Genomic DNA, 20,576 nt, shown 5'->3' with positions numbered 1-20,576 from the left:
AAATGGCGGTTATCTTATAGCAAAACGACCACCATGGGCCCCTGGTGCTGGTCGGTTGGAACACAAATCCCACAGAGGTTTTGCTTAAATTGCCGCGACAAAGCCCTATAATGCGCGCCGGTTTTTGGGGTAATGGTCATGAGTACAGAAGATCCACGGTTTGCCGGCATCGCCCGTTTGTATGGCATCGAAGGCCTGGAGCGCCTGCGGGCGGCCCATGTGGCGATTGTCGGCGTCGGCGGTGTCGGGTCCTGGGCGGCGGAAGCCATTGCCCGTTGCGGCGTGGGCGAGATTTCGCTGTTCGACCTGGACGATGTCTGCGTGAGCAACGCGAACCGTCAGTTGCACGCCCTGGACAGCACCGTCGGCAAGCCCAAGGTCGAGGTCATGGCCGAGCGGTTGCGCGGGATCAACCCCGACTGCACGGTGCACGCGGTGGCGGACTTCGTCACCCGCGACACCATGGCCGAGTACATCACGCCGAACATCGATTGCGTGATCGACTGCATCGACAGCGTCAACGCCAAGGCCGCGCTGATCGCCTGGTGCAAGCGCCGCAAGATCCAGATCATCACCACCGGCGGCGCGGGTGGGCAGATCGACCCGACGCTGATCCAGGTCTGCGACTTGAACCGTACGTTCAACGATCCACTGGCCTCCAAGGTGCGCTCCACCTTGCGCCGCGACTACGGCTTTTCCCGCACCGTGACCCGCCACTACAGCGTGCCTTGCGTGTTCTCTACCGAACAACTGCGCTACCCGAAGCCGGACGGCAGCATTTGCTTGCAGAAGAGTTTTGTCGGTGACGGCGTCAAGCTCGACTGCGCGGGTGGGTTTGGCGCGGTGATGATGGTCACGGCGACGTTCGGCATGGTCGCGGCGACCAAGGCTGTGGATAAGATCGTGGCGGGTGTGCGACGGCCGGCGGATCGGGTCAAGCCCGGTCAGTAATGCAACGCTGCTCACTAAGGGAGTGGTGAGCCTGTGGCGAGGGAGCTTGCTCCCGCTGGACTGCGCAGCAGTCCCCATTTTCATGAGCGCTTCGCACTCAAGCGGGAGCAAGCTCCCTCGCCACAGTTATTGCGTCAACTCGCGCATCCGCTTCAACACCGCATTCAACCCATTGCTGCGCGACGGCGACAGCTGTCGCGACAACCCCAACTGATTGAACCAATCCGGCAAATCCACCTGCTGCAACTCGTCAGCGGACAAGCCATTGACCCGCGCCAGCAACAACGCCACCAACCCCCGGATCACCCGCGCATCGCTGCTGGCGGAAAACTGCCAGTGCCCGTCGTGCAAGCGACCCACCAGCCACACCTGGCTCTCACAGCCGTGGACGAGGTTGGCCTCGCACTTGTCCGCATCGCTCAGGGGCGGCAGGCGTTCGCCCCATTGCATCAGCAGCCGGGCGCGTTGTTCCCAGCCGGAGGCTTCCTGGAAAACCTGCAACGCGGTGAGGGCGTCGGCGGGCAGGCTCATCGCAGCATCTCCAAGGCCTGGTCCAGGGCTTCGAAGAAACGTTCGAGATCGGCGGAGTCGTTGTACAGCGCCAGCGACACCCGAATCGCCCCGGACAGCTTCAAATGCTTGAACAGCGGCATTGCGCAGTGATGCCCGGCGCGCACAGCGATGCCTTGCTCGGTCAGCAGGTGCGCCAGGTCGGCGTTGTGGATACCTTCGACCACGAAGCTGACCAGGGCCAGGCGTGGGTTGCCGACCAGGCGCACGCCGTTGCGCGCCAGCAGGCCGCTAATCAAATAGTCGTGCAACGCTGTTTCATGGTCGATGACCGCTTGCCCGTCGAGACCGGACAGGTAGTCGAGTGTCGCCCCCAGGCCAATCACGCTGGCGATGGGCGGTGTGCCGGCCTCGAAACCCAGCGGCGCCGGGCGGAAGGTGGCGCTGTGGTAATCGGCTTGCTGGACCATTTCGCCGCCAAATTGCCAGTGACGCAGTTTGCTGAGCGCTTCGGTGCGACCGAACAACGCCCCCAGGCCTTCGGGGCCGTACAGCTTGTGACTGGAAAATACATAGAAATCGCAGCCCAGTGCCTCCACATCGTGGCGGCCATGGACGACACCCTGGGCGCCATCGATCACCGTCAGCGCATCTTGCGCCTTGGCCATCGCCAGCAATGCCGGCAATGGCTGCCACGTGCCGAGGACGTTGGATAGCTGGCTCACGGCCAACAAGCGCGTGCGCGGCCCGATCAGCTCGGCGGCGGCATTGGTATCGATCACCCCATCGGCATCCAGCGGCAGCACTACGAGCTTCAACGCGCGACGCTCGGCCAGTTGCTGCCAAGGCAACAGGTTGGCGTGATGTTCCAGGGCGCTGACAACAATTTCATCGTCAGGGTTGAACAGATGTTCCAGTCCGTAGGCGAGCAGGTTCAACGCCGAAGTGGCGCCGTGGGTGAAAACGATCTGTCCGCAGTCCCTCGCGTTGAGCCATTGCGAAACCTTGAGGCGACTGTCTTCGAATGCCTGGGTGGCCAGCGCTCCGGGCAAATGTTGCGCACGGTGCACGTTGGCCGTGCCGTTAGCGTAATAGTGCGTCAGGGCGTCCAGCAGGGCTTGGGGTTTTTGCGTGGTGGCGGCGCTGTCCAGGTAGGTCTGGCCTTGCCGTTGCAGGGCGGCGATGGCCGGGAAGTCGGCGCGCCAAGGGGATTGGATCAACATGCTTTCGGGCCCTGCTGGAGTTACGCCGGACCCTGTGGGAGCGGGCTTTTATTTGTGGGAGCCAAGCTTGCTCGCGATGAACGATGACACGGTCTCGCGGTAAACCGTGTCGCTGCCATCGCGAGCAAGCTCAGTTCCCACAAAAAAAGCTCGCCCCCACAGGTGAGGGAGTGAAGCTTAGTTGTGAGCGTGCAGTGCTTCGTTCAGCTCGATGGCCGACTTATGCGTCTTGCATTCCACTGCACCGGTTTCGGAGTTGCGACGGAACAACAAGTCGGGCTGGCCGGCCAGGTCGCGGGCCTTGACCACTTTGACCAGTTGGTTGTTTTCGTCCAGCAGCTTCACTTTGGTGCCGGCGGTCACGTACAGGCCCGACTCCACGGTGTTGCGGTCGCCCAACGGGATACCGATACCGGCGTTGGCGCCGATCAGGCAGCCTTCGCCCACCTTGATCACAATGTTGCCGCCGCCCGACAGGGTGCCCATGGTCGAGCAACCGCCGCCCAGGTCCGAGCCCTTGCCGACGAACACGCCCGCCGAGACACGGCCTTCGATCATGCCCGGGCCTTCGGTGCCGGCGTTGAAGTTGACGAAACCTTCGTGCATGACCGTGGTGCCTTCGCCCACATAGGCGCCCAGGCGCAGACGTGCGGCATCGGCGATGCGCACGCCGGCTGGGACCACGTAGTCGGTCATTTTCGGGAACTTGTCCACCGAGAACACTTCCAGCAGCTCGCCGCGCAAGCGGGCTTCGAGCTGGTGCTCGGCCAGTTCGGCCAGGTCGATCGCGCCCTGGCTGGTCCAGGCCACGTTCGGCAGCAGCGGGAAAATGCCGGCCAGGTTCAGGCCGTGGGGCTTGACCAGGCGATGGGACAACAGGTGCAGCTTGAGGTAGGCCTCAGGCGTGGAGCTCAGTTGGGCATCTTCGGCCAGCAAGGTGGCGACCAGTGGCTTGTGGCTTTCGGCCAGGCGGGTCAGCAGCTTGGCTTGCGCGGCATCGACGTTGCGCAGTGCCTCAGCCAACTGCGAAGCCTGGGCGGTGGTGAAGGTGATGGCCTGGTTGCCTTCGCTGTAGCCCAGGATCGGCGCGATAGCGGCAACGATCTCAGCCGACGGCTTGAGCATCGGCTGTGCGTAGAACACCTCCAGCCAGGCGCCTTCACGGTTTTGGGTGCCGACGCCGAAGGCCAGGCTGAACAGGGTAGTGGACATGAAATTACCTCTACAAAATGGACTGGGCAGGCTTACTTGATCTCTGCCGCATAAATATCTGGCTTGAAGCCAATCAGGGTTCGGTCACCGAGATCGAGCACCGGGCGCTTGATCATCGAGGGTTGGGCGAGCATCAGTTCGATGGCTTTCGTCTGGTCGAGATCGGCTTTGCGTTCGTCGTCGAGTTTGCGAAAGGTCGTACCGGCACGGTTCAACACCACTTGCCAGCCATGCTCGTCGCACCATTGGGTCAGGTGCTCACGGTCGATGCCGGCGGTCTTGTAGTCATGAAAATCGTAATGCACAGCGTGATCATCGAGCCAGGTGCGCGCCTTTTTCATCGTGTCACAGGCTTTGATGCCGAAAAGGTGCAACGTTTTGCTTGAATCGGTCAAGGAACTGCCCCCTTTGCAGGTGCTAGAAATAAAAGGTGAAGGATTATGCCATGACCGGACGGTTTCGCGGCGGCCCAGGTTGATGCGCTACAAAACCTGTGGGAGCGAGCTTGTGGGAGCAAAGCTTGCTCGCGATACAGGCGACACGGTTCAACTGCAACACTGTGCCATCGTTCATCGCGAGCAAGCTTTGCTCCCACTGGCTCATTCCACAGGGCAGGGCTGCGACATAGGTGTAACGGCCAAGCTGATGTTAGGCGGTTAATATGGCACTTCAACGGCAAGCTGTTGCGGGATGTGTGTAGTTGGCATTGCAAGGCGGACCTAGCCTTATGATGGGCTTTACAAGATGTACACCCTTCTCTAATGTTTGCCACGAGTGTGCATGAGCCTCCCCGCTCGTTAAATCCAGATGAGGTCCGCGTAGCACCGCCCATGGTCAGCCCGTAAAGGGTAAGTAATGGGATGGTTAGGCAGCGGCTAACCCCCCAACCTTTTGGTTGTTGATGTTTCATGAGGGCCTACTGGCCCTGTCTATTCTTGAAGCCGAGCGAAAGTTCGGCTTTTTCTTGCCTGTCTTTTGCGCCCCAATATCAGACTCTGGGGCTGGCTTAGTGCGGGTACATCCCTATCCTCATAAAAAGCAAAGCCGCCCGAAGGCGGCTTCAATCGACACGCAGTTGAGCTTGCTCTGCCCCGCCTGCGTGGCTGGGTCAACCCGGAAAGGGATCCAGAAGGTCAACAATTTGCGATCATCGAGATCACATCCATTTTCTGATCCTTACCCTAACGACAAAGCCCGCAGATGTGGGCTTTGTCGTTTCTGGAAGACATAAAAAGCCCGGCGGGCCGGGCTAGTATCAGGCAGCTTTTACTGGCTTTATCAGGCTTTCTGCAGGGATGCCGAACATATCGTGAAGCTTCCAGATCATGGGCAGAGTTAACGAGCGTTTACGGTTGAGCACCTCGTATACGCGGTTCGTTTTTCCGATAGCGGGAGCCAGATCGGCCGCGGTGAGTCCGGATTGCTCCATGCGAAACTTGATGGCTTCAATTGGGTCAGGCAGATCCACCGGGAAATGCTTGGCTTCGTATGCCTCGATCAGAGTGACCATGACTTCAAAAGCATCGCCTTCCGGGGTGCCAGGTTCAGGCTCATTCTCAAATAGGGGAGAGATCTCTTTGAGAGCTACCCGGTATTCGTCATCGGTGCGGATTGGGCGAATGTTCATGGTGATTACTCCATTTCCACGGTGTTTGCGTCGATCTCATCGTACCGACGATGAGTGCCGACAAACTTGATGTACACAGCGCCGAAGCGGTAGGCAATGGCGACCACCAGGCGGTAGTCGTTACCCTTGATGTTGAACACCACGCGGCGACTCTTGAGAATGCTTGCGTTACCGTATTGCGCCTTGATGTCGTTTGGGGTGGTCCAAGTGGCTTTTTTGGCATCGTCAAGCCAAGCCTTAAGCTGCTGTTCGGAATCTGGGTATTTCTCCCAGAAGGCTTTCAGATGACTGATGGCGATAATTCTCATGGATGAGAATGTAGTCCCGTGGTGGGACTTTTGCAAGCATTCACAAGCGACAGCTTGCGGTCCTGCCGTGCGCTCCGTGTCCGATATCTTGGGTCCATCTTCCGTAGGGGGGAACCCATGAGATTGTTCGTAGGCGCGGTAGCTATTGCTTTGCTGGCGGGGTGTTCTACGTCGCCAGTTTCTCCAGGCGAAGCGAAGCCGGTTCCGAAAGACCGATCCTTGCCTTCTCCGCAAAGCCGAAAGAGACATACGGAACCGTAGTCGTGACTCGAGACACGGGGTTCCCGGGTCGCGACTGCTATGTCGCTGTCCATATCGACGGAACGCTTGCTGCACGAATCGATACCGGTGAGGTGGCGAAATTCTTTCTGCTCACGGCGATCACTTCGTCGGGCTCGGCATAGACAAGCAAGGCGGCATGTGCAGCTAGCCAGACCTCATAAAAAGCAAAGCCGCCCGAAGGCGGCTTCAATCGACACGCAACTGAGCTTGCTCTGCCCCGTCTGCGTGGCTGGGTCAACCCGGAGAGGGACCCAGACTCCTGCCAGCGTTCACTGGTGACGGGGGCGATCATGGCTACTGGTATCAGCGAATTCAAGCGAGCTTGATTCTTGAAACAGGGCGGCATGAGTTTTGTTGAGGTGTTAAACCCGTAAAATCAAAGGCTTGCTTTGATGAGGTGCGTTTTATTTCTTTTCTTGTCTGAATAAGCGCTTATGGTCTGTCAGACGCACCGAAGTTTCCGACACGTTTTTAAGGTTGTCCGTCGGAAGCGAGGGCTCTAGCCTCTGGGTGTCGCTACCAATTCAGCGACCGGACGTGAGAATCCGAATACCCACTATGCGCATAAGCGCCCGCCATATAAAGTGCAGGCGCGTTTCGTCCATACATCATGTTATGGCGGCTGTGCGCGGGCATGTTTCGACATGGCCGGGTATTTAGTGGGTGTTTGACCCGGATTCTCACCCCGCGTACGGCTGCCACTCTCTAGTCCGTGAGAAGGCTTTGTGGCGGCTCCAACACCCAAGGAGCATCCAAATGATCAAAGAAACTCCAAACCCACCAAAATCAGCCTCCACTTTTCCCTACGGCGACTATGCCCCCGAAAAGCTGCAAGAGGCAGCTGATCGTGTGCTGGATCAATACCTCAAACCTGACGACAGCAAGCCAGAACCCAAGCCCTCAGTACAGTTATTCACTGTGGCTGACGGTATCGACACCGAAGTGTTGCTGGCCAACCTCAGCGAAACCCTGGCTTCGGCCAATGCAATGCTCAATGACCTTGCCTTCGATCAGGACGGCTCGCGACGACATGTAGCATTGGGAGTGGCGCAGATGATTGAGTTGGGGATGTTGTTGGCGAATAAGTGCCTGGATCGGGTAGAGCTTCGGACTTGATGCAATAAGTGCCGGCCTCATCGCGAGCAAGCTTTGCTCCCACAGTGGTTGTGTGTTGTTCACAGGACGCGCGATCAACATCAACCCTCTGTGGGAGCGGGCTTGCTCGCGAAGACGTAGGCCCATTCAACATGGGTGCAAGCTGAACCACCGCTTTCGCGAGCAAGCCCGCTCCCACAGGGGATTTGTGGTGTTCGCAGATATGGGGGCGACACCAGCCCCCTGTGGCGAGGGAGCTTGCTCCCTCTGGGCCGGGCTGGCGCTCCAGCGCGAGGCGGCCCTGAAACCGGGCAGCGCGGTATGTCAGGCAGATTGAGTTGACTGCTTCAGGGGCCGCTGCGCAGCCCAGCGGGAGCAAGCTCCCTCGCCACAACAGCGGTCCGCTTCAGTGCGATATAGCCATCAACCCCGACGCTGGATGAACGCGCGGATTCGCTCCGCCGCTTCCACGCATTCAGCCAATGGCGCGACCAGGGCCATGCGCACGCGGCCGGCGCCTGGGTTGACGCCGTCCACGTCGCGGGAGAGGTAGGAACCCGGCACGACGGTCACGTGCTCCTGTTCGAACAGATCTCGGCAGAAGGCTGCGTCGTCGCCCGCCACGTTCGGCCACAGATAGAAGCTGCCATCAGGGCGTTGCACGTCCAGCACTGGGCTGAGGATTTCCAGCACGGCGTCGAACTTTTCCCGGTACAGCGCACGGTTGGCCCGCACATGCACTTCGTCGTTCCACGCGGCAATGCTTGCCAGTTGGGTTTGGACCGGCATCGCGCAGCCGTGGTAGGTGCGGTACAGCAGGAAGCCCTTGAGGATGTCCGCGTCACCAGCCACGAAACCGGAGCGCAGGCCCGGCAGGTTGGAGCGCTTGGAGAGGCTGTGGAAGACCACGCAGCGCTTGAAGTCCTTGCGACCGAGTTCGACGCAAGCGGTGAGCAGGCCTGGCGGCGGGGTCTGTTCGTCAAAATACAATTCGCTGTAGCACTCGTCCGAGGCGATGACGAAGTCGTATTCGTCAGCCAGGGCGATGAGCTTCTTCAGCACGTCCACCGGGATCAGCGCACCGGTCGGGTTGCCCGGGGAGCACAGGAACAGGATCTGGCAGCGTTTCCAGATGTCCGGCGAGACGGCATCGAAATCCGGGTTGAAGCCGTTCGCGTCCAGGCACGGCAGGTAGTGCGGCTTGGCCCCGGCCAGGAACGCCGCGCCTTCGTAGATCTGGTAGAACGGGTTCGGGCTGACCACCAAGGCGTCGTCGCCCCGGTTGACCACGGTCTGGGTGAAGGCGAACAGGGCTTCACGGGTGCCATTGACCGGCAGCACGTGGCGCGCCGGGTCGAGCCAGCCGCTTGGCACATTGAAGCGGCGCTCGCACCAGCCGGTGATGGCTTCACGCAGCTCCGGGATGCCGAGGGTAGTCGGGTACACGGCCATCTTTTCCAGATTGCTGGCCAGGGCCTCGGCCACGAAGCTTGGCGAGCGATGCTTGGGCTCGCCGATGGACAGCGCGATTGGGCGCTTGTCCGGGTTGGGCGTGACGCTGCCGAGCAGGGCGCGGAGTTTTTCGAACGGGTAGGGCTGGAGCTGGTTCAGAGCGTTGTTCATTGAGGGCCTCTTTCAATGTGGGAGCGAGCCTGCTCGCGATAGCGGTGTATCAGGAAGCATCAATGCTGGATGTTCCGCCGCCATCGCGAGCAGGCTCGCTCCCACAGGGGACATGTGTTCGTTCAGATGCTGATGCGTGTCAGGTGGGCATCAGGTTCCTGGTTGACGCTCAAGTGCTGCACGATCGCTTCCTGCAAGCGGCTGCACAGTTGCGGATCGGACAATGGCTGGTTCTGAGCATCGGTAATGAAAAATACGTCTTCCACCCGTTCGCCGAGGGTGGCGATCTTGGCGTTTTGCAGCGACAGGTCGAACTCCAGGAAAATATGGCCGACCCGCGCCAGCAGGCCCGGGCGATCCGGCGCGCTGAGTTCCAGCACCGTGACCTGGCGCTGGGCGTCGTTATGAATCGTCACTTGCGGCGCGAAGGCGAAGTGCTTGAGCTGGCGCGGCACCCGGCGCTGGATGATGGTCGGGTAGTCCGCCGGGTTGCGCAGGGCCTCGGTGAGGCCGTCGCGAATCTGCTTGACCCGCGCCGGGTTGTCGCCAATCGAATCGCCGTCGGTGTCGAGCACGATGTAGGTGTCGAGGGTGAACTGGCTGGTGGACGTAATGACCCGGGCGTCATGAATGTTGAGGTTGAGCTGGTCCATCGCCGCCACCGTCACCGCGAAGAAGTCGTGCTGGTCCGGGGCATAGATGAAGATCTGCGTACCGCCCTCGAACTCACGCTGGGTGGTTTCCTTGATCAGCACCAGCGGCCCGCCATCGGCCGGTTGCTGCAGGATCGCGTCGCTGTGCCAGGCCACGTCGCCGGCGGTGTGGCGCAGGAAGTAATCATCGCCCAATTGCGACCAGAGCTGCTCGACATCGTCCGGGTCGGTGCCGCCGCGGACCAGGATGTCCAGGGCTGCGCTTTGGGTACGACGGATCTGTTCTTCGCGGTCCACCGGGTTTTCCAGGCCGCGGCGCAAGGCCCGCTTGGTCTCGGTGTAGAGCTGGCGCAACAGGCTGGCGCGCCAGGAGTTCCACAGGGTTGGATTGGTGGCGTTGATATCGGCCACGGTCAACACATAGAGATAATCCAGGCGGATTTCGTCGCCAACGGTCTGGGCGAAGTCATGGATGACCTGCGGATCGGACAAGTCCTTGCGCTGGGCGGTGGTCGACATCACCAAATGGTTCTGCACCAGCCAGACGATCAGCCGGCTGTCCCACAGAGGCAGTTGATGGCGCTGGCAGAACGCCTCGGCGTCCACCGCGCCGATCTCGGAATGGTCGCCCTGGCGGCCCTTGCCGATGTCGTGGTACAGCCCGGCCATGTAGATCAGCTCGGGCTTGGGCAGCTTGCCCATGAGCTTGCTGGCCAGTGGGAATTTCTCCGACACCTGGGTGTACTGCAATTTACGCAGGTGCTTGATCAGGTTCAGCGTGTGGGCATCGACCGTATAAATGTGGAACAGGTCGTGCTGCATCTGCCCGACGATGAAGCCGAACTCCGGCAGGTAGCGCCCGAGGATCCCGTAGCGGTTCATCCGGCGCAGGTTGCGGTGCACGCCGATCTTGCATTTGAACAGCTCGATGAACAGGCTGGTGTTGCGGATGTCGTGACGGAAATCCTCGTCGATCAGATGACGGTTTTCCCGCAGCAGGCGGATGGTATCGGCGCGTACACCCTTGATTTCCGGCTGCTGGGCCATGAGCACGAAAATCTCGAGCATGGCGAAGGGCGTGCGGCGAAACACGTTGGCGTTACGCGCTTCGATGTAGCCGTCGTGCAACTGAAAACGTGAGTTGATCGGCAGCGGCGGTTCTTCGTCCTCGGGGGCGAGGATGACTTCCTCGAAGTGCTGGATGATCAGTTCGCTGAGCTGGGCGATGCTCATCACTACCCGGTAGTACTGCTGCATGAAGTTTTCGATGGACTGCTTGGCATCCTGCCCCTCGAAACCCAGCAGGCCGGCGATGGAGCGCTGGTGATCGAACAGCAGGCGGTCCTCGGAGCGCCCGGCGAGCATGTGCAGGGCGTAGCGGACCTTCCACAGGAATTCCTGGGACGAGGCCAGCAAGGCGTTTTCGCTTTCCACCAGGAAACCTTCCCCGGCCAGGGCGCGCAGGTTCAGCGTGCCGTACTGGCGGCGGGCGACCCACAGGATCGTCTGGATGTCACGCAGCCCGCCGGGCGAGCCCTTGACGTTGGGTTCCAGGTTGTATTCGGTGTCGTTGTACTTGTGGTGACGGGCCTTCTGCTCGGCGTGCTTGGCCAGGAAAAAGTCCTTGCTGGGCCACATGTGCGCCGTGCTGGTGACATCGAGCATGCGCTGGCGCAGGTGCTCGGGGCCGGCAACGGTGCGGCTTTCCATCAGGTTGGTGATCACTGTCAGGTCGGCGCGGGCCTCGTCGGCGCATTCCTGCACCGAACGCACGCTTTGGCCGACTTCCAGGCCGATGTCCCACAACAGCGTCAGGAAGCGCTCGATGGAGTCGCGGAAAATTTCATGATCGGCGCTGTCCAGCAGGATCAGCAGGTCGATGTCGGAGTAGGGGTGCAGCTCGCCGCGCCCATAGCCGCCCACCGCCACCAGGGCGATGTCGGCATCCTCGCTCCAATCGAACTGCTCCCAGGCCTTTTGCAGGATGTTATCGACGAACCAGGCGCGGTCCTCGATCAGCCGACGAATGTCCCGGCCATTGCGAAAGCGCTGGTCGAGCACTTCGTGGGCCTGGCGGATGGCCTTCTTGAATGCCGAGATGGGGCTTGCCTTCAGGGCCAGTTCAGCCTGGAACTGGCCGCGGTCGAAGAGTTCGGGATCCACCTGCGGCATTGAATGGCTTTCCTTTCTATCTATATCTGTTGGATCTATAGGCTGGGTACGGATCAGGCGGAAACGCGCGCGATGGTGTCATCGCTGCGCAGGGTGAAGATTTCGTAGCCGGTCTCGGTGACCAGCAGGGTGTGTTCCCACTGGGCCGACAACTTGCGGTCCTTGGTGATGGCGGTCCAGCCGTCGCCCAGCACCTTGGTGTCGGCGCGGCCCTGGTTGATCATCGGCTCGATGGTGAAGGTCATGCCCGCCTGCAACTCCATGCCGGTACCGGCGCGGCCGTAGTGCAGGATCTGCGGTTCTTCGTGGAACACCTTACCGATGCCGTGGCCGCAGAACTCGCGCACCACCGAGAAACCGTTCTTCTGCGCATGCTTCTGGATCACTTCGCCGATGTCGCCCAGGCGGCAGCCCGGTTTCACCAGTTCGATGGCCATGTACATGCATTCCTGGGTGACCTTGGACAGGCGCTCGGCCCACTCCGGCACGTTGCCGACATGGAACATGCGGCTGGTGTCGCCGTGATAGCCGTCCTTGATGACGGTGACGTCGATGTTCAGGGTGTCGCCATCCTTCAACGGTTTTTCGTTGGGGATGCCGTGGCAGACCACGTGGTTGATCGACGTGCAGATCGACTTCGGGAAGCCTTTGTAGTTGAGCGGGGCGGGGATGGCTTTCTGCTCGTTGACGATGTAGTCGTGGCAGATACGGTCCAGCTCTTCGGTGGTCACGCCCGGCTTGACGTAGTCGGCGATCATCTCCAGCACTTCGGCGGCGAGTTTGCCGGCGACACGCATTTTGGCGATGTCCTCAGGCGTCTTGAGGGTAACGGTCATACAGGCTCTCTCTGCGCCCGACGGCGCTGTTCAAAACGAAATGGGCAGCGGATGATGACTCGCGTGGCCCTGAAAGAGGCGATTCTAACAGACGATCAGCGCAAAGAACTCCCCAGCCCGGAACTCTGTGGCCAGGGCGCGAGAGTGGGAGCAAAGCTTGCTCGCGATCCAGGCGACTCGATTTCTAAAGGACCGCATCGCCTTTTCGCGGGCAAGCCTTGCTCCCACAATCCCCTCGCCACAGGGATTTGAGAATCCGTGTTCCGTTTTCGCCCTTGCTGTGGTATAAAATGCGCCGCTTTCCGGGGATGACCCCGTAAGCTTAAATCCACACACGTGTCGACACGATGACCTGGGTGCCTTCGGCTTATATAGCCGCTGGTTGGTCATTGGGATACGTGGAGGCCAAACCCGACTTATCAAGGAACTATCATGTCCCAAGTCAACATGCGCGATATGCTGAAGGCCGGTGTGCACTTCGGTCACCAGACCCGTTACTGGAACCCGAAAATGGGCAAGTACATTTTCGGCGCGCGTAACAAGATCCACATCATCAACCTTGAAAAAACCCTGCCGATGTTCAACGAAGCACTGACCTTCGTAGAGCGCCTGGCCCAGGGCAAAAACAAGATTCTGTTCGTCGGCACCAAGCGTTCCGCTGGCAAGATCGTTGCTGAAGAAGCAGCACGTTGCGGTTCGCCGTACGTCGATCACCGCTGGTTGGGCGGCATGCTGACCAACTTCAAGACCATTCGCGCTTCCATCAAGCGTCTGCGTGACCTTGAAGTCCAGTCCGAAGACGGTACTTTTGCCAAGCTGACCAAGAAAGAAGCGCTGATGCGCACTCGCGATCTTGAGAAGCTGGACCGCTCCCTGGGCGGTATCAAGGACATGGGCGGTCTGCCTGACGCACTGTTCGTGATCGACGTTGACCACGAGCGCATCGCGATCACCGAAGCCAACAAGCTGGGTATCCCGGTCATCGGCGTTGTCGACACCAACAGCAGCCCGGAAGGCGTTGACTACATCATCCCAGGCAACGATGACGCCATCCGCGCCATCCAGCTGTACATGGGTTCGATGGCTGACGCTGTAATCCGTGGTCGCAACAACGTTAACGGCGGCACCGAAGTCTTCGCTGAAGAAGCTCCGGCAGCAGCTGCTGAGTAATCGACGCCCCTGGCGTTGACTCAGTAAGCAAAAAGGGGGCTTGGCCCCCTTTTTGCCACCTCGAAAACCATTTGCCGCCAGCGCAGTGACTTGTTTGTAACCTGCCGTGGCCTATAAGCAGTGGTTTTCCAGGAAGAATTGATCGCCCGTTCGATCGGGTGGAATGGTTGAAAACCTATCCAAGAGGATTTTGAAATGGCAGAGATTACTGCAGCGTTGGTCAAAGAACTGCGCGAGCGTACCGGCGAAGGCATGATGGATTGCAAGAAAGCCTTGACCAAGGCTGGCGGCGACATCGAAAAAGCCATTGATGACATGCGTGCTTCGGGCGCCATCAAGGCTGCCAAGAAAGCTGGCAACATTGCCGCTGAAGGCGCTATCGGTATCAAGGATGACGGTAAAGCTGCCGTTATCATCGAAGTCAACTCGCAGACTGACTTCCTGGCCCTGCAAGACGACTTCAAAGCATTCGTTGCCGCCAGCGTCGAAAAAGCATTCGCTGACAAACTGACCGACGCAGCTCCGCTGATCGCCGCTCAGGAATCGGCTCGTGAGGCCCTGGTTGCCAAAGTAGGCGAAAACGTCAACATCCGTCGTCTGGTTCGTGTCGAAGGCGATGTTGTCGGTTCTTACCTGCACGGCAACAAGATCGGTGTTGTTGTGGCCCTCAAAGGCGGCAACGTCGAGCTGGCCAAGGACATCGCAATGCACGTCGCTGCCAGCAACCCTGAGTTCCTGCTGCCGTCGGAAGTTTCCGCTGATGCCATCGAGCGCGAAAAAGCCGTGTTCATGCAGCTCAACGAAGACAAGATCAAAGGCAAGCCTGCCGAAATCGTTGAAAAAATGGTTGCCGGTCGTATCACCAAGTTCCTGGCTGAAGCCAGCCTGGTTGAGCAGGCGTTCGTCAAGAATCCTGAAATCAAGGTCGGTGAACTGGCCAAGAAGGGCGGCGCTGAAATCGTTTCCTTCACTTACTTCAAAGTGGGCGAAGGCATCGAGAAGCCAGTAGACAACTTCGCTGAAGAAGTAGCTGCTCAGCTGGCTGCCAGCAAGCAATAAGACAGTTTGTATAACTGTCGCCCTGAAGAGGCTGCCCGCTTAATGCGCGCAGCCTCTTTTTGGATGGGGATGCCGATTTTTATTGGTTTCCTGTCGGAACTGGCTTACAAAGCCGTGTTCCGATGGCGCTGTGTCAGCGTCAAGCTTGGCTTTGTACGAAAAGTCGCCGAGCGGCGATCAGGCAAGGCGAAAACTGGCGAGGAAGCGGAGTTTACTGGTTGTAAATGAGCATTCCGAGCCAGTTTTCAACGCAGTATGATCGTCGCGCAGGCACTTTTCGTGCAAAGGCTAGAGTGAACGCAGGCTGAAAACAGCTTGCAAAGAATTTTTTGAACACATACGCCGCAGGAGAGATTCGCAATGGCTCAGCAGGGCAGTGGTTATCAGGCTCGCTATAAACGCATTCTACTCAAGCTTAGCGGCGAGGCCCTGATGGGCTCGGAAGAGTTCGGGATCGATCCGAAAGTGCTGGATCGCATGGCCCTGGAAGTCGGCCAGTTGGTCGGGATCGGCGTTCAGGTCGGCCTGGTCATCGGCGGCGGCAACCTGTTCCGCGGCGCAGCGCTGAGCGCGGCCGGCATGGATCGGGTCACGGGCGACCACATGGGCATGCTGGCCACTGTGATGAACGCCCTGGCTATGCGCGACGCGCTGGAGCGTGCCAATATCTCGGCCATCGTGATGTCGGCCATTTCCATGGTTGGCGTGACCGATCACTACGACCGCCGCAAAGCCATGCGCCACCTCAATTCCAAGGAAGTGGTGATTTTTGCCGCCGGTACCGGTAATCCGTTCTTCACCACGGATTCGGCCGCCTGCCTGCGAGCGATCGAGATCGATGCCGATGTCGTGCTCAAGGCAACCAAGGTCGACGGCGTGTATACCGCTGACCCGTTCAAGGACCCGCATGCCGAGAAGTTCGATCATCTGACCTACGATGAAGTGCTGGATCGCAAGCTGGGTGTCATGGACCTGACGGCTATCTGCCTGTGCCGCGACCACAAGATGCCGTTGCGCGTCTTTAACATGAACAAGCCGGGCGCCCTGCTGAATATCGTCCATGGCGGCGCCGAAGGAACACTGATCGAGGAAGCTCAACAATGATCAATGAAATCAAAAAAGACGCTCAAGAGCGCATGCAGAAATCCCTGGACTCCCTGAACCACGCATTCGGCCAGATTCGTACCGGCAAGGCTCACCCCAGCATCCTCGGCAGCGTCATGGTGCCTTACTACGGCACTGACACACCGCTGAGCAGCGTTGCCAACGTCACCGTGAAAGACTCGCGCACCCTGCAGGTCGTGGCTTTCGAGCGCAACATGCTCGCTGCTGTAGACAAGGCGATCCAGAGCGCCGGCCTGAACCTCAACCCAACTAACCTGGGGGAGCTGCTGCTGATCCCGATGCCGGCCCTCACCGAGGAGACGCGCAAAGGCTTCACCAAACAAGCCCGTAGCGCAGCGGAAGATGCGCGTGTCGCTGTGCGCAATATCCGTCGTGACGCGTTGGGTGAGCTGAAGAAGTTGGTCAAGGATAAGGAAATCAGTGAAGACGAAGAGCGTCGTGCCATCGCTGATATCGATAAGCTGACCAAGGAATCCGAGGCCCAGATCACCAAGGCCACGGACGAGAAAGAAAAAGACCTGATGGCCGTATAAGGGTCTCGTTTTCATGGAAAAGACCAAGCAGGCCGTGCCGTTCGCGGTGCCGCGCCACGTGGCGATCATCATGGACGGCAACAACCGCTGGGCCAAGAAACGCTTTATGCCTGGCGTCGCCGGGCACAAGGCGGGGGTCGACGCTGTTCGTGCGGTCATCGAGGTGTGCGCCGAGGCAGGGGTCGAGGTGCTGACCCTGTTCGCCTTCTCCAGCGAGAACTGGCAGCGCCCGGCGGATGAAGTCAGCGCCTTGATGGACCTGTTCCTCAAGGCCCTGCGTCGCGAGGCCAAGCGCCTCAGCGATAACAAGATCAGCTTGCGCATCATCGGTGACCGCTCGCGCTTCCATCCTGAGTTGCAGGCTGCGATGCGTGAAGCCGAAGCCGCGACGGCGGGTGCCAATCGGTTCGTCCTGCAAATCGCCGCCAACTATGGTGGCCAATGGGACATTGCCCAGGCTGCGCAGCGGCTGGCGCGGGAAGTCCAGGCCGGGCACTTGCGTCCAGAAGACATCACCCCTGAGCTGCTACAGACTTGCCTGGCGACCGGTGACCTGCCGTTGCCGGACCTGTGCATCCGTACCGGTGGCGATCATCGCATCAGCAACTTCCTGCTCTGGCAATTGGCTTATGCCGAGCTGTACTTCTCCGACCTGTTCTGGCCGGACTTCAAACACGAAGCCATGCGCACCGCATTGGCCGATTTCGCTTCCCGTCAGCGTCGTTTCGGTAAAACGAGCGAGCAGATCGAAGCTGGAGCCCGGATTTAATGCTTAAACAACGAATCATCACTGCCTTGATCCTGTTGCCCATCGCCCTGGGTGGTTTCTTCCTGCTCGAAGGCGCCGGTTTTGCGCTGTTCATCGGGCTGGTCGTGACCCTGGGCGCATGGGAGTGGGCGCGGCTGGCGGGTTTTCCTGCACAGTCGGCGCGGGTGGCCTACGCAGCGACCGTGGCGGCCATGCTGTTCATCATGTACGTGGTGCCCGGCCTCGCGCCTTGGGTGCTGGGTGCTGCGGTGCTGTGGTGGGCGACGGCGACCTTCCTGGTCCTGACCTACCCACGGACCACGCATCACTGGGCCAACGCGGCGACCAAGCTGGTCATCGGCCTGTTGATCCTGCTGCCGGCCTGGCAGGGGCTGATCTGGATCAAGCAAGGTCCGCTGGGCAACTGGCAGATCATGGCCGTGATGGTGTTGGTCTGGGGCGCCGATGTCGGGGCCTACTTCTCCGGCAAGGCCTTCGGCAAGCGCAAGCTGGCGCCGAAAGTCAGTCCCGGCAAGAGCTGGGAAGGGGTCTATGGTGGCCTGGTCCTGAGCCTGGTGATCACCACGGTGGTCGGCTTCGTACGGGACTGGACGGTCGCGCAACTGTTCATGGGCCTTATTGGCGCGGCCCTGATCGTCTTTGTGTCGGTGGTCGGCGACCTGACCGAAAGCATGTTCAAGCGTCAATCCGGGATCAAGGACAGCAGTAACCTGTTGCCCGGTCACGGTGGCGTGCTGGATCGCATCGACAGCCTGACGGCGGCGATCCCGATCTTTGCGGTGCTGTTGTGGGTGGCGGCATCGTGAGTCGCCCCCAGCAGATCACTGTTCTTGGCGCGACCGGTTCGATTGGCCTGAGTACGCTTGACGTCATCGGTCGGCATCCGGAGCGCTACCAGGTGTTTGCCCTCAGTGGCTTCACGCGCTTGAGTGAATTGCTGGCGTTGTGCATTCGCCACACCCCGCGGTTTGCCGTGGTGCCTGAGGCTGGCGTGGCGCGGGCGTTGCAGGACGATCTGCGCGCAGCCGGCTTGCAAACCCGCGTGTTGGTAGGGGAGGAGGGCCTCTGCCAAGTGGCTTCCGACCCCGAAGTCGACGCCGTGATGGCGGCGATCGTCGGTGCGGCGGGCTTGCGTCCGACGCTGGCGGCGGTGGAAGCCGGCAAGAAGATCCTGCTGGCCAATAAAGAAGCGCTGGTGATGTCCGGCGCACTGTTCATGCAGGCTGTACGCAAAAGCGGCTCGGTGTTGTTGCCCATCGACAGCGAACACAATGCGATTTTTCAATGCATGCCGCAGGATTTTTCCCGTGGTCTCGGTGCGGTAGGGGTTCGGCGGATTTTGCTGACGGCCTCCGGTGGTCCGTTCCGGCAGACGCCGCTGGAAGAATTGGTGCATGTTTCTCCCGAGCAGGCCTGTGCGCACCCGAACTGGTCCATGGGGCGCAAGATCTCGGTGGATTCGGCCAGCATGATGAACAAGGGGCTGGAGCTGATCGAGGCCTGCTGGCTGTTCGATGCCAAGCCGGCGCAGGTCGAGGTGGTGATTCACCCCCAGAGCGTGATTCACTCCCTGGTGGACTACGTCGACGGTTCGGTGCTGGCCCAGTTGGGCAATCCGGACATGCGCACGCCGATCGCCAACGCCCTGGCCTGGCCGGAGCGCATCGACTCGGGCGTTGCGCCGCTGGATTTGTTCGCCATCGCGCGCCTGGATTTCCAGGCGCCCGATGAGCAGCGTTTCCCCTGCCTGCGCCTGGCGCGCCAGGCGGCCGAGGCGGGCAACAGTGCACCGGCCATGCTTAACGCTGCCAATGAGGTGGCCGTTGCCGCGTTTCTCGATGGACGTGTCCGTTATCTCGAGATCGCGAGTATCATCGAGGAAGTCTTGAACCTCGAAGCCGTGGTTTCGGTCGAGGACCTCGATACGGTATTCACGGCGGATGCCAGGGCTCGTGAGTTGGCGGGCCAATGGCTGCAGCGCCACGGGCGTTGAAGCTGCGATACGTTAGCCAGGGTTGCCTTGGACAGGATTGCGGAGAAAACAGATGAGCGCGCTCTATATGATTGTCGGCACCCTGGTTGCGCTGGGGGTGTTGGTCACCTTTCACGAATTCGGTCATTTCTGGGTCGCGCGTCGCTGTGGCGTCAAGGTCCTGCGTTTTTCCGTGGGCTTTGGCATGCCATTGCTGCGTTGGCACGACAAGCAAGGCACCGAGTTCGTCGTGGCGGCTATCCCGTTGGGCGGCTACGTCAAGATGCTCGACGAGCGCGAAGGCGAAGTCCCGGCCGATCAGCTCGACCAATCCTTCAATCGCAAGAGCGTCCGCCAGCGTATCGCCATCGTCGCGGCGGGACCGATTGCCAACTTCCTGCTGGCCTTGGTGTTTTTCTGGGGCCTTGCGATGCTGGGTAGCGAGCAGGTGCGTCCGGTCATCGGTGGCGTAGAGGCTGGCAGCGTTGCCGCTCGTGCCGGGCTGGGTGCCGGGCAGGAAATCGTCGCGATCGACGGCGAGCCGACATCGGGCTGGGCGGCGGTCAACCTGCAGCTGGTACGTCGCCTGGGTGAGAGCGGTTCGTTGCAGTTAATGGTGCGCGAGCAGGGTTCCACGGTGGATTCGCCTCGCGAACTGATCCTGGACAACTGGCTCAAGGGCGCCGACGAGCCGGATCCGATCCGTTCCCTGGGGATCAAGCCTTGGCGTCCGGCGTTGCCGCCGGTTCTCGCCGAACTCGACCCGAAAGGCCCGGCCCAGGCTGCCGGCCTGAAGACCGGCGATCGGTTGCTGGCCCTCGATGGCCAGCCGGTCAGCGACTGGCAGCAGGTGGTCGATTCGGTTCGTGTACGTCCTGATACCAAGATTTTGCTGCGCATCGAGCGCGACGGTGCTCCAATCGACGTCCCGGTGACCCTGGCCGCCCGTGGCGAAAGCAAGGCGCCGACCGGTTACCTGGGGGCGGGCGTCAAGGCGGTCGACTGGCCACCGGAAATGATCCGCGAAGTCAGTTTCGGCCCTGTGGCGGCGATTGGCGAGGGTGCGCGTCGTACCTGGACCATGAGCATCCTGACGCTGGACTCGCTCAAGAAAATGTTGTTCGGCGAGCTCTCGGTAAAAAACTTGAGTGGACCGATAACCATTGCTAAAGTGGCGGGCGCTTCTGCCCAGTCGGGCGTCGCTGATTTCCTGAATTTCCTTGCTTATCTGAGCATTAGCCTGGGGGTTCTGAATTTGCTGCCCATCCCGGTACTGGATGGGGGGCATCTGCTGTTTTATCTGATCGAGTGGGCGCGTGGTCGTCCCTTGTCGGATCGGGTGCAAGGTTGGGGGATACAGATCGGTATCAGCTTGGTGGTCGGGGTCATGTTGCTTGCCCTCGTCAACGATCTGGGTCGTCTGTAACGCTTCGCTGAATTGCGAATCTGCCGCATT

20 protein-coding genes are annotated in these 20,576 nt (G+C 60.2%); 11 read left to right on the top strand and 9 right to left on the bottom strand.

What is annotated here, in order from left to right; translation table 11 throughout:
• Nucleotides 1-132 precede the first annotated feature (132 nt).
• On the top strand, nucleotides 133-951 hold the full coding sequence (gene tcdA / locus M1D99_RS24265; RefSeq protein WP_030139502.1) for a tRNA cyclic N6-threonylcarbamoyladenosine(37) synthase TcdA: 819 nt from the start codon (nucleotides 133-135) through the stop codon (nucleotides 949-951).
• A 126-nt stretch (nucleotides 952-1,077) separates the two neighbouring features.
• Here tcdA and M1D99_RS24260 read toward each other — a convergent pair whose 3' ends face one another.
• The 6 genes from M1D99_RS24260 to M1D99_RS24235 all read right to left on the bottom strand — a co-directional run bounded on the left by M1D99_RS24260 (nucleotide 1,078) and on the right by M1D99_RS24235 (nucleotide 5,831).
• Nucleotides 1,078-1,482, bottom strand: coding sequence for a SufE family protein (locus tag M1D99_RS24260; protein ID WP_434572102.1), 405 nt, complete (start codon nucleotides 1,480-1,482; stop codon nucleotides 1,078-1,080).
• Entirely contained in the window at nucleotides 1,479-2,684 is a 1,206-nt protein-coding gene (locus M1D99_RS24255; RefSeq protein WP_458130880.1) for an aminotransferase class V-fold PLP-dependent enzyme, read from the bottom strand. Before M1D99_RS24255 ends, M1D99_RS24260 begins: the two co-directional genes overlap by 4 nt.
• Nucleotides 2,685-2,861: 177 nt before the next feature.
• Nucleotides 2,862-3,896 carry a 2,3,4,5-tetrahydropyridine-2,6-dicarboxylate N-succinyltransferase gene (gene dapD, locus M1D99_RS24250; RefSeq protein WP_186705492.1) on the bottom strand — a complete coding sequence of 345 codons (1,035 nt, stop codon included), beginning with the start codon at nucleotides 3,894-3,896 and terminating at the stop codon, nucleotides 2,862-2,864.
• A 32-nt stretch (nucleotides 3,897-3,928) separates the two neighbouring features.
• Nucleotides 3,929-4,291: an ArsC family reductase gene (locus tag M1D99_RS24245; RefSeq protein ID WP_186728925.1), complete on the bottom strand. Its 363-nt coding sequence runs from the start codon at nucleotides 4,289-4,291 to the stop codon at nucleotides 3,929-3,931.
• Between the two features lie 860 nt (nucleotides 4,292-5,151).
• A complete protein-coding gene (locus M1D99_RS24240) occupies nucleotides 5,152-5,523 on the bottom strand; it encodes a helix-turn-helix domain-containing protein (protein ID WP_434572098.1) in 372 nt (123 codons plus the stop codon).
• Between the two features lie 5 nt (nucleotides 5,524-5,528).
• Nucleotides 5,529-5,831: a type II toxin-antitoxin system HigB family toxin gene (locus M1D99_RS24235; RefSeq protein ID WP_434572096.1), complete on the bottom strand. Its 303-nt coding sequence runs from the start codon at nucleotides 5,829-5,831 to the stop codon at nucleotides 5,529-5,531.
• A 1,038-nt stretch (nucleotides 5,832-6,869) separates the two neighbouring features.
• On the opposite strand from M1D99_RS24235, the gene M1D99_RS24230 reads away from it, so the two are divergent.
• Nucleotides 6,870-7,229, top strand: a complete 360-nt coding sequence (locus M1D99_RS24230) for a DUF6124 family protein (RefSeq protein WP_434572094.1) — start codon at nucleotides 6,870-6,872, stop codon at nucleotides 7,227-7,229.
• 402 nt (nucleotides 7,230-7,631) lie between these two features.
• Here M1D99_RS24230 and dapC read toward each other — a convergent pair whose 3' ends face one another.
• From dapC to map, 3 genes are all read right to left on the bottom strand, one after another.
• The gene (gene dapC, locus M1D99_RS24225; protein WP_198796343.1) at nucleotides 7,632-8,831 is read right to left on the bottom strand and encodes a succinyldiaminopimelate transaminase; all 1,200 of its coding nucleotides are present in this window, start codon (nucleotides 8,829-8,831) and stop codon (nucleotides 7,632-7,634) included.
• 122 nt (nucleotides 8,832-8,953) lie between these two features.
• Nucleotides 8,954-11,656, bottom strand: coding sequence for a [protein-PII] uridylyltransferase (locus M1D99_RS24220; protein ID WP_186705494.1), 2,703 nt, complete (start codon nucleotides 11,654-11,656; stop codon nucleotides 8,954-8,956).
• Nucleotides 11,657-11,709: 53 nt separating this feature from the next.
• The gene (gene map / locus M1D99_RS24215) at nucleotides 11,710-12,492 is read right to left on the bottom strand and encodes a type I methionyl aminopeptidase (RefSeq protein WP_186705495.1); all 783 of its coding nucleotides are present in this window, start codon (nucleotides 12,490-12,492) and stop codon (nucleotides 11,710-11,712) included.
• Nucleotides 12,493-12,924: 432 nt separating this feature from the next.
• On the opposite strand from map, the gene rpsB reads away from it, so the two are divergent.
• The 9 genes from rpsB (at nucleotide 12,925) to rseP (ending at nucleotide 20,546) form a co-directional block, all read left to right on the top strand.
• Entirely contained in the window at nucleotides 12,925-13,662 is a 738-nt protein-coding gene (gene rpsB, locus M1D99_RS24210) for a 30S ribosomal protein S2 (RefSeq protein ID WP_003198231.1), read from the top strand.
• A gap of 195 nt (nucleotides 13,663-13,857) precedes the next feature.
• Nucleotides 13,858-14,721: a translation elongation factor Ts gene (gene tsf / locus M1D99_RS24205; RefSeq protein WP_024619613.1), complete on the top strand. Its 864-nt coding sequence runs from the start codon at nucleotides 13,858-13,860 to the stop codon at nucleotides 14,719-14,721.
• A 42-nt stretch (nucleotides 14,722-14,763) separates the two neighbouring features.
• Nucleotides 14,764-14,949: a hypothetical protein gene (locus tag M1D99_RS24200; RefSeq protein ID WP_458130879.1), complete on the top strand. Its 186-nt coding sequence runs from the start codon at nucleotides 14,764-14,766 to the stop codon at nucleotides 14,947-14,949.
• Nucleotides 14,950-15,081: 132 nt separating this feature from the next.
• A complete protein-coding gene (gene pyrH / locus M1D99_RS24195) occupies nucleotides 15,082-15,825 on the top strand; it encodes a UMP kinase (protein ID WP_186705496.1) in 744 nt (247 codons plus the stop codon).
• Nucleotides 15,822-16,379, top strand: coding sequence for a ribosome recycling factor (gene frr, locus M1D99_RS24190; protein WP_060739001.1), 558 nt, complete (start codon nucleotides 15,822-15,824; stop codon nucleotides 16,377-16,379). The genes pyrH and frr overlap by 4 nt, the downstream gene beginning before the upstream one ends.
• Before the next feature lie 13 nt (nucleotides 16,380-16,392).
• Complete coding sequence (uppS, locus tag M1D99_RS24185; RefSeq protein ID WP_186705497.1) at nucleotides 16,393-17,148, top strand: polyprenyl diphosphate synthase; 756 nt, start codon at nucleotides 16,393-16,395, stop codon at nucleotides 17,146-17,148.
• Complete coding sequence (locus M1D99_RS24180) at nucleotides 17,148-17,954, top strand: phosphatidate cytidylyltransferase (protein ID WP_434572088.1); 807 nt, start codon at nucleotides 17,148-17,150, stop codon at nucleotides 17,952-17,954. The genes uppS and M1D99_RS24180 overlap by 1 nt, the downstream gene beginning before the upstream one ends.
• Nucleotides 17,951-19,141, top strand: coding sequence for a 1-deoxy-D-xylulose-5-phosphate reductoisomerase (gene ispC / locus M1D99_RS24175; protein ID WP_411386606.1), 1,191 nt, complete (start codon nucleotides 17,951-17,953; stop codon nucleotides 19,139-19,141). Before M1D99_RS24180 ends, ispC begins: the two co-directional genes overlap by 4 nt.
• 52 nt (nucleotides 19,142-19,193) lie before the next feature.
• Nucleotides 19,194-20,546, top strand: coding sequence for an RIP metalloprotease RseP (gene rseP, locus M1D99_RS24170; protein WP_434572085.1), 1,353 nt, complete (start codon nucleotides 19,194-19,196; stop codon nucleotides 20,544-20,546).
• The last annotated feature ends 30 nt before the right edge of the window (nucleotides 20,547-20,576 follow it).

Source organism: Pseudomonas sp. R3-41 (genome assembly GCF_054161485.1).
The sequence above is the reverse complement of the archived record's forward strand: the minus strand, read 5'-3'. Positions and strand labels throughout refer to the sequence as shown.

What these genes read in the sequence shown, in the direction of transcription:
- tsf (WP_024619613.1), top strand. Translation starts at nt 13,858, where the DNA reads ATGGCAGAGATTACTGCAGCGTTGGTCAAAGAACTGCGCGAGCGTACC.
- rpsB (WP_003198231.1), top strand. Translation starts at nt 12,925, where the DNA reads ATGTCCCAAGTCAACATGCGCGATATGCTGAAGGCCGGTGTGCACTTC.
- pyrH (WP_186705496.1), top strand. Translation starts at nt 15,082, where the DNA reads ATGGCTCAGCAGGGCAGTGGTTATCAGGCTCGCTATAAACGCATTCTA.
- map (WP_186705495.1), bottom strand. Translation starts at nt 12,492, where the DNA reads ATGACCGTTACCCTCAAGACGCCTGAGGACATCGCCAAAATGCGTGTC.
- M1D99_RS24235 (WP_434572096.1), bottom strand. Translation starts at nt 5,831, where the DNA reads ATGAGAATTATCGCCATCAGTCATCTGAAAGCCTTCTGGGAGAAATAC.
- tcdA (WP_030139502.1), top strand. Translation starts at nt 133, where the DNA reads ATGGTCATGAGTACAGAAGATCCACGGTTTGCCGGCATCGCCCGTTTG.
- dapD (WP_186705492.1), bottom strand. Translation starts at nt 3,896, where the DNA reads ATGTCCACTACCCTGTTCAGCCTGGCCTTCGGCGTCGGCACCCAAAAC.
- uppS (WP_186705497.1), top strand. Translation starts at nt 16,393, where the DNA reads ATGGAAAAGACCAAGCAGGCCGTGCCGTTCGCGGTGCCGCGCCACGTG.
- M1D99_RS24220 (WP_186705494.1), bottom strand. Translation starts at nt 11,656, where the DNA reads ATGCCGCAGGTGGATCCCGAACTCTTCGACCGCGGCCAGTTCCAGGCT.
- M1D99_RS24240 (WP_434572098.1), bottom strand. Translation starts at nt 5,523, where the DNA reads ATGAACATTCGCCCAATCCGCACCGATGACGAATACCGGGTAGCTCTC.
- frr (WP_060739001.1), top strand. Translation starts at nt 15,822, where the DNA reads ATGATCAATGAAATCAAAAAAGACGCTCAAGAGCGCATGCAGAAATCC.
- M1D99_RS24200 (WP_458130879.1), top strand. Translation starts at nt 14,764, where the DNA reads ATGCGCGCAGCCTCTTTTTGGATGGGGATGCCGATTTTTATTGGTTTC.
- dapC (WP_198796343.1), bottom strand. Translation starts at nt 8,831, where the DNA reads ATGAACAACGCTCTGAACCAGCTCCAGCCCTACCCGTTCGAAAAACTC.
- rseP (WP_434572085.1), top strand. Translation starts at nt 19,194, where the DNA reads ATGAGCGCGCTCTATATGATTGTCGGCACCCTGGTTGCGCTGGGGGTG.
- M1D99_RS24180 (WP_434572088.1), top strand. Translation starts at nt 17,148, where the DNA reads ATGCTTAAACAACGAATCATCACTGCCTTGATCCTGTTGCCCATCGCC.
- M1D99_RS24260 (WP_434572102.1), bottom strand. Translation starts at nt 1,482, where the DNA reads ATGAGCCTGCCCGCCGACGCCCTCACCGCGTTGCAGGTTTTCCAGGAA.
- M1D99_RS24255 (WP_458130880.1), bottom strand. Translation starts at nt 2,684, where the DNA reads ATGTTGATCCAATCCCCTTGGCGCGCCGACTTCCCGGCCATCGCCGCC.
- M1D99_RS24230 (WP_434572094.1), top strand. Translation starts at nt 6,870, where the DNA reads ATGATCAAAGAAACTCCAAACCCACCAAAATCAGCCTCCACTTTTCCC.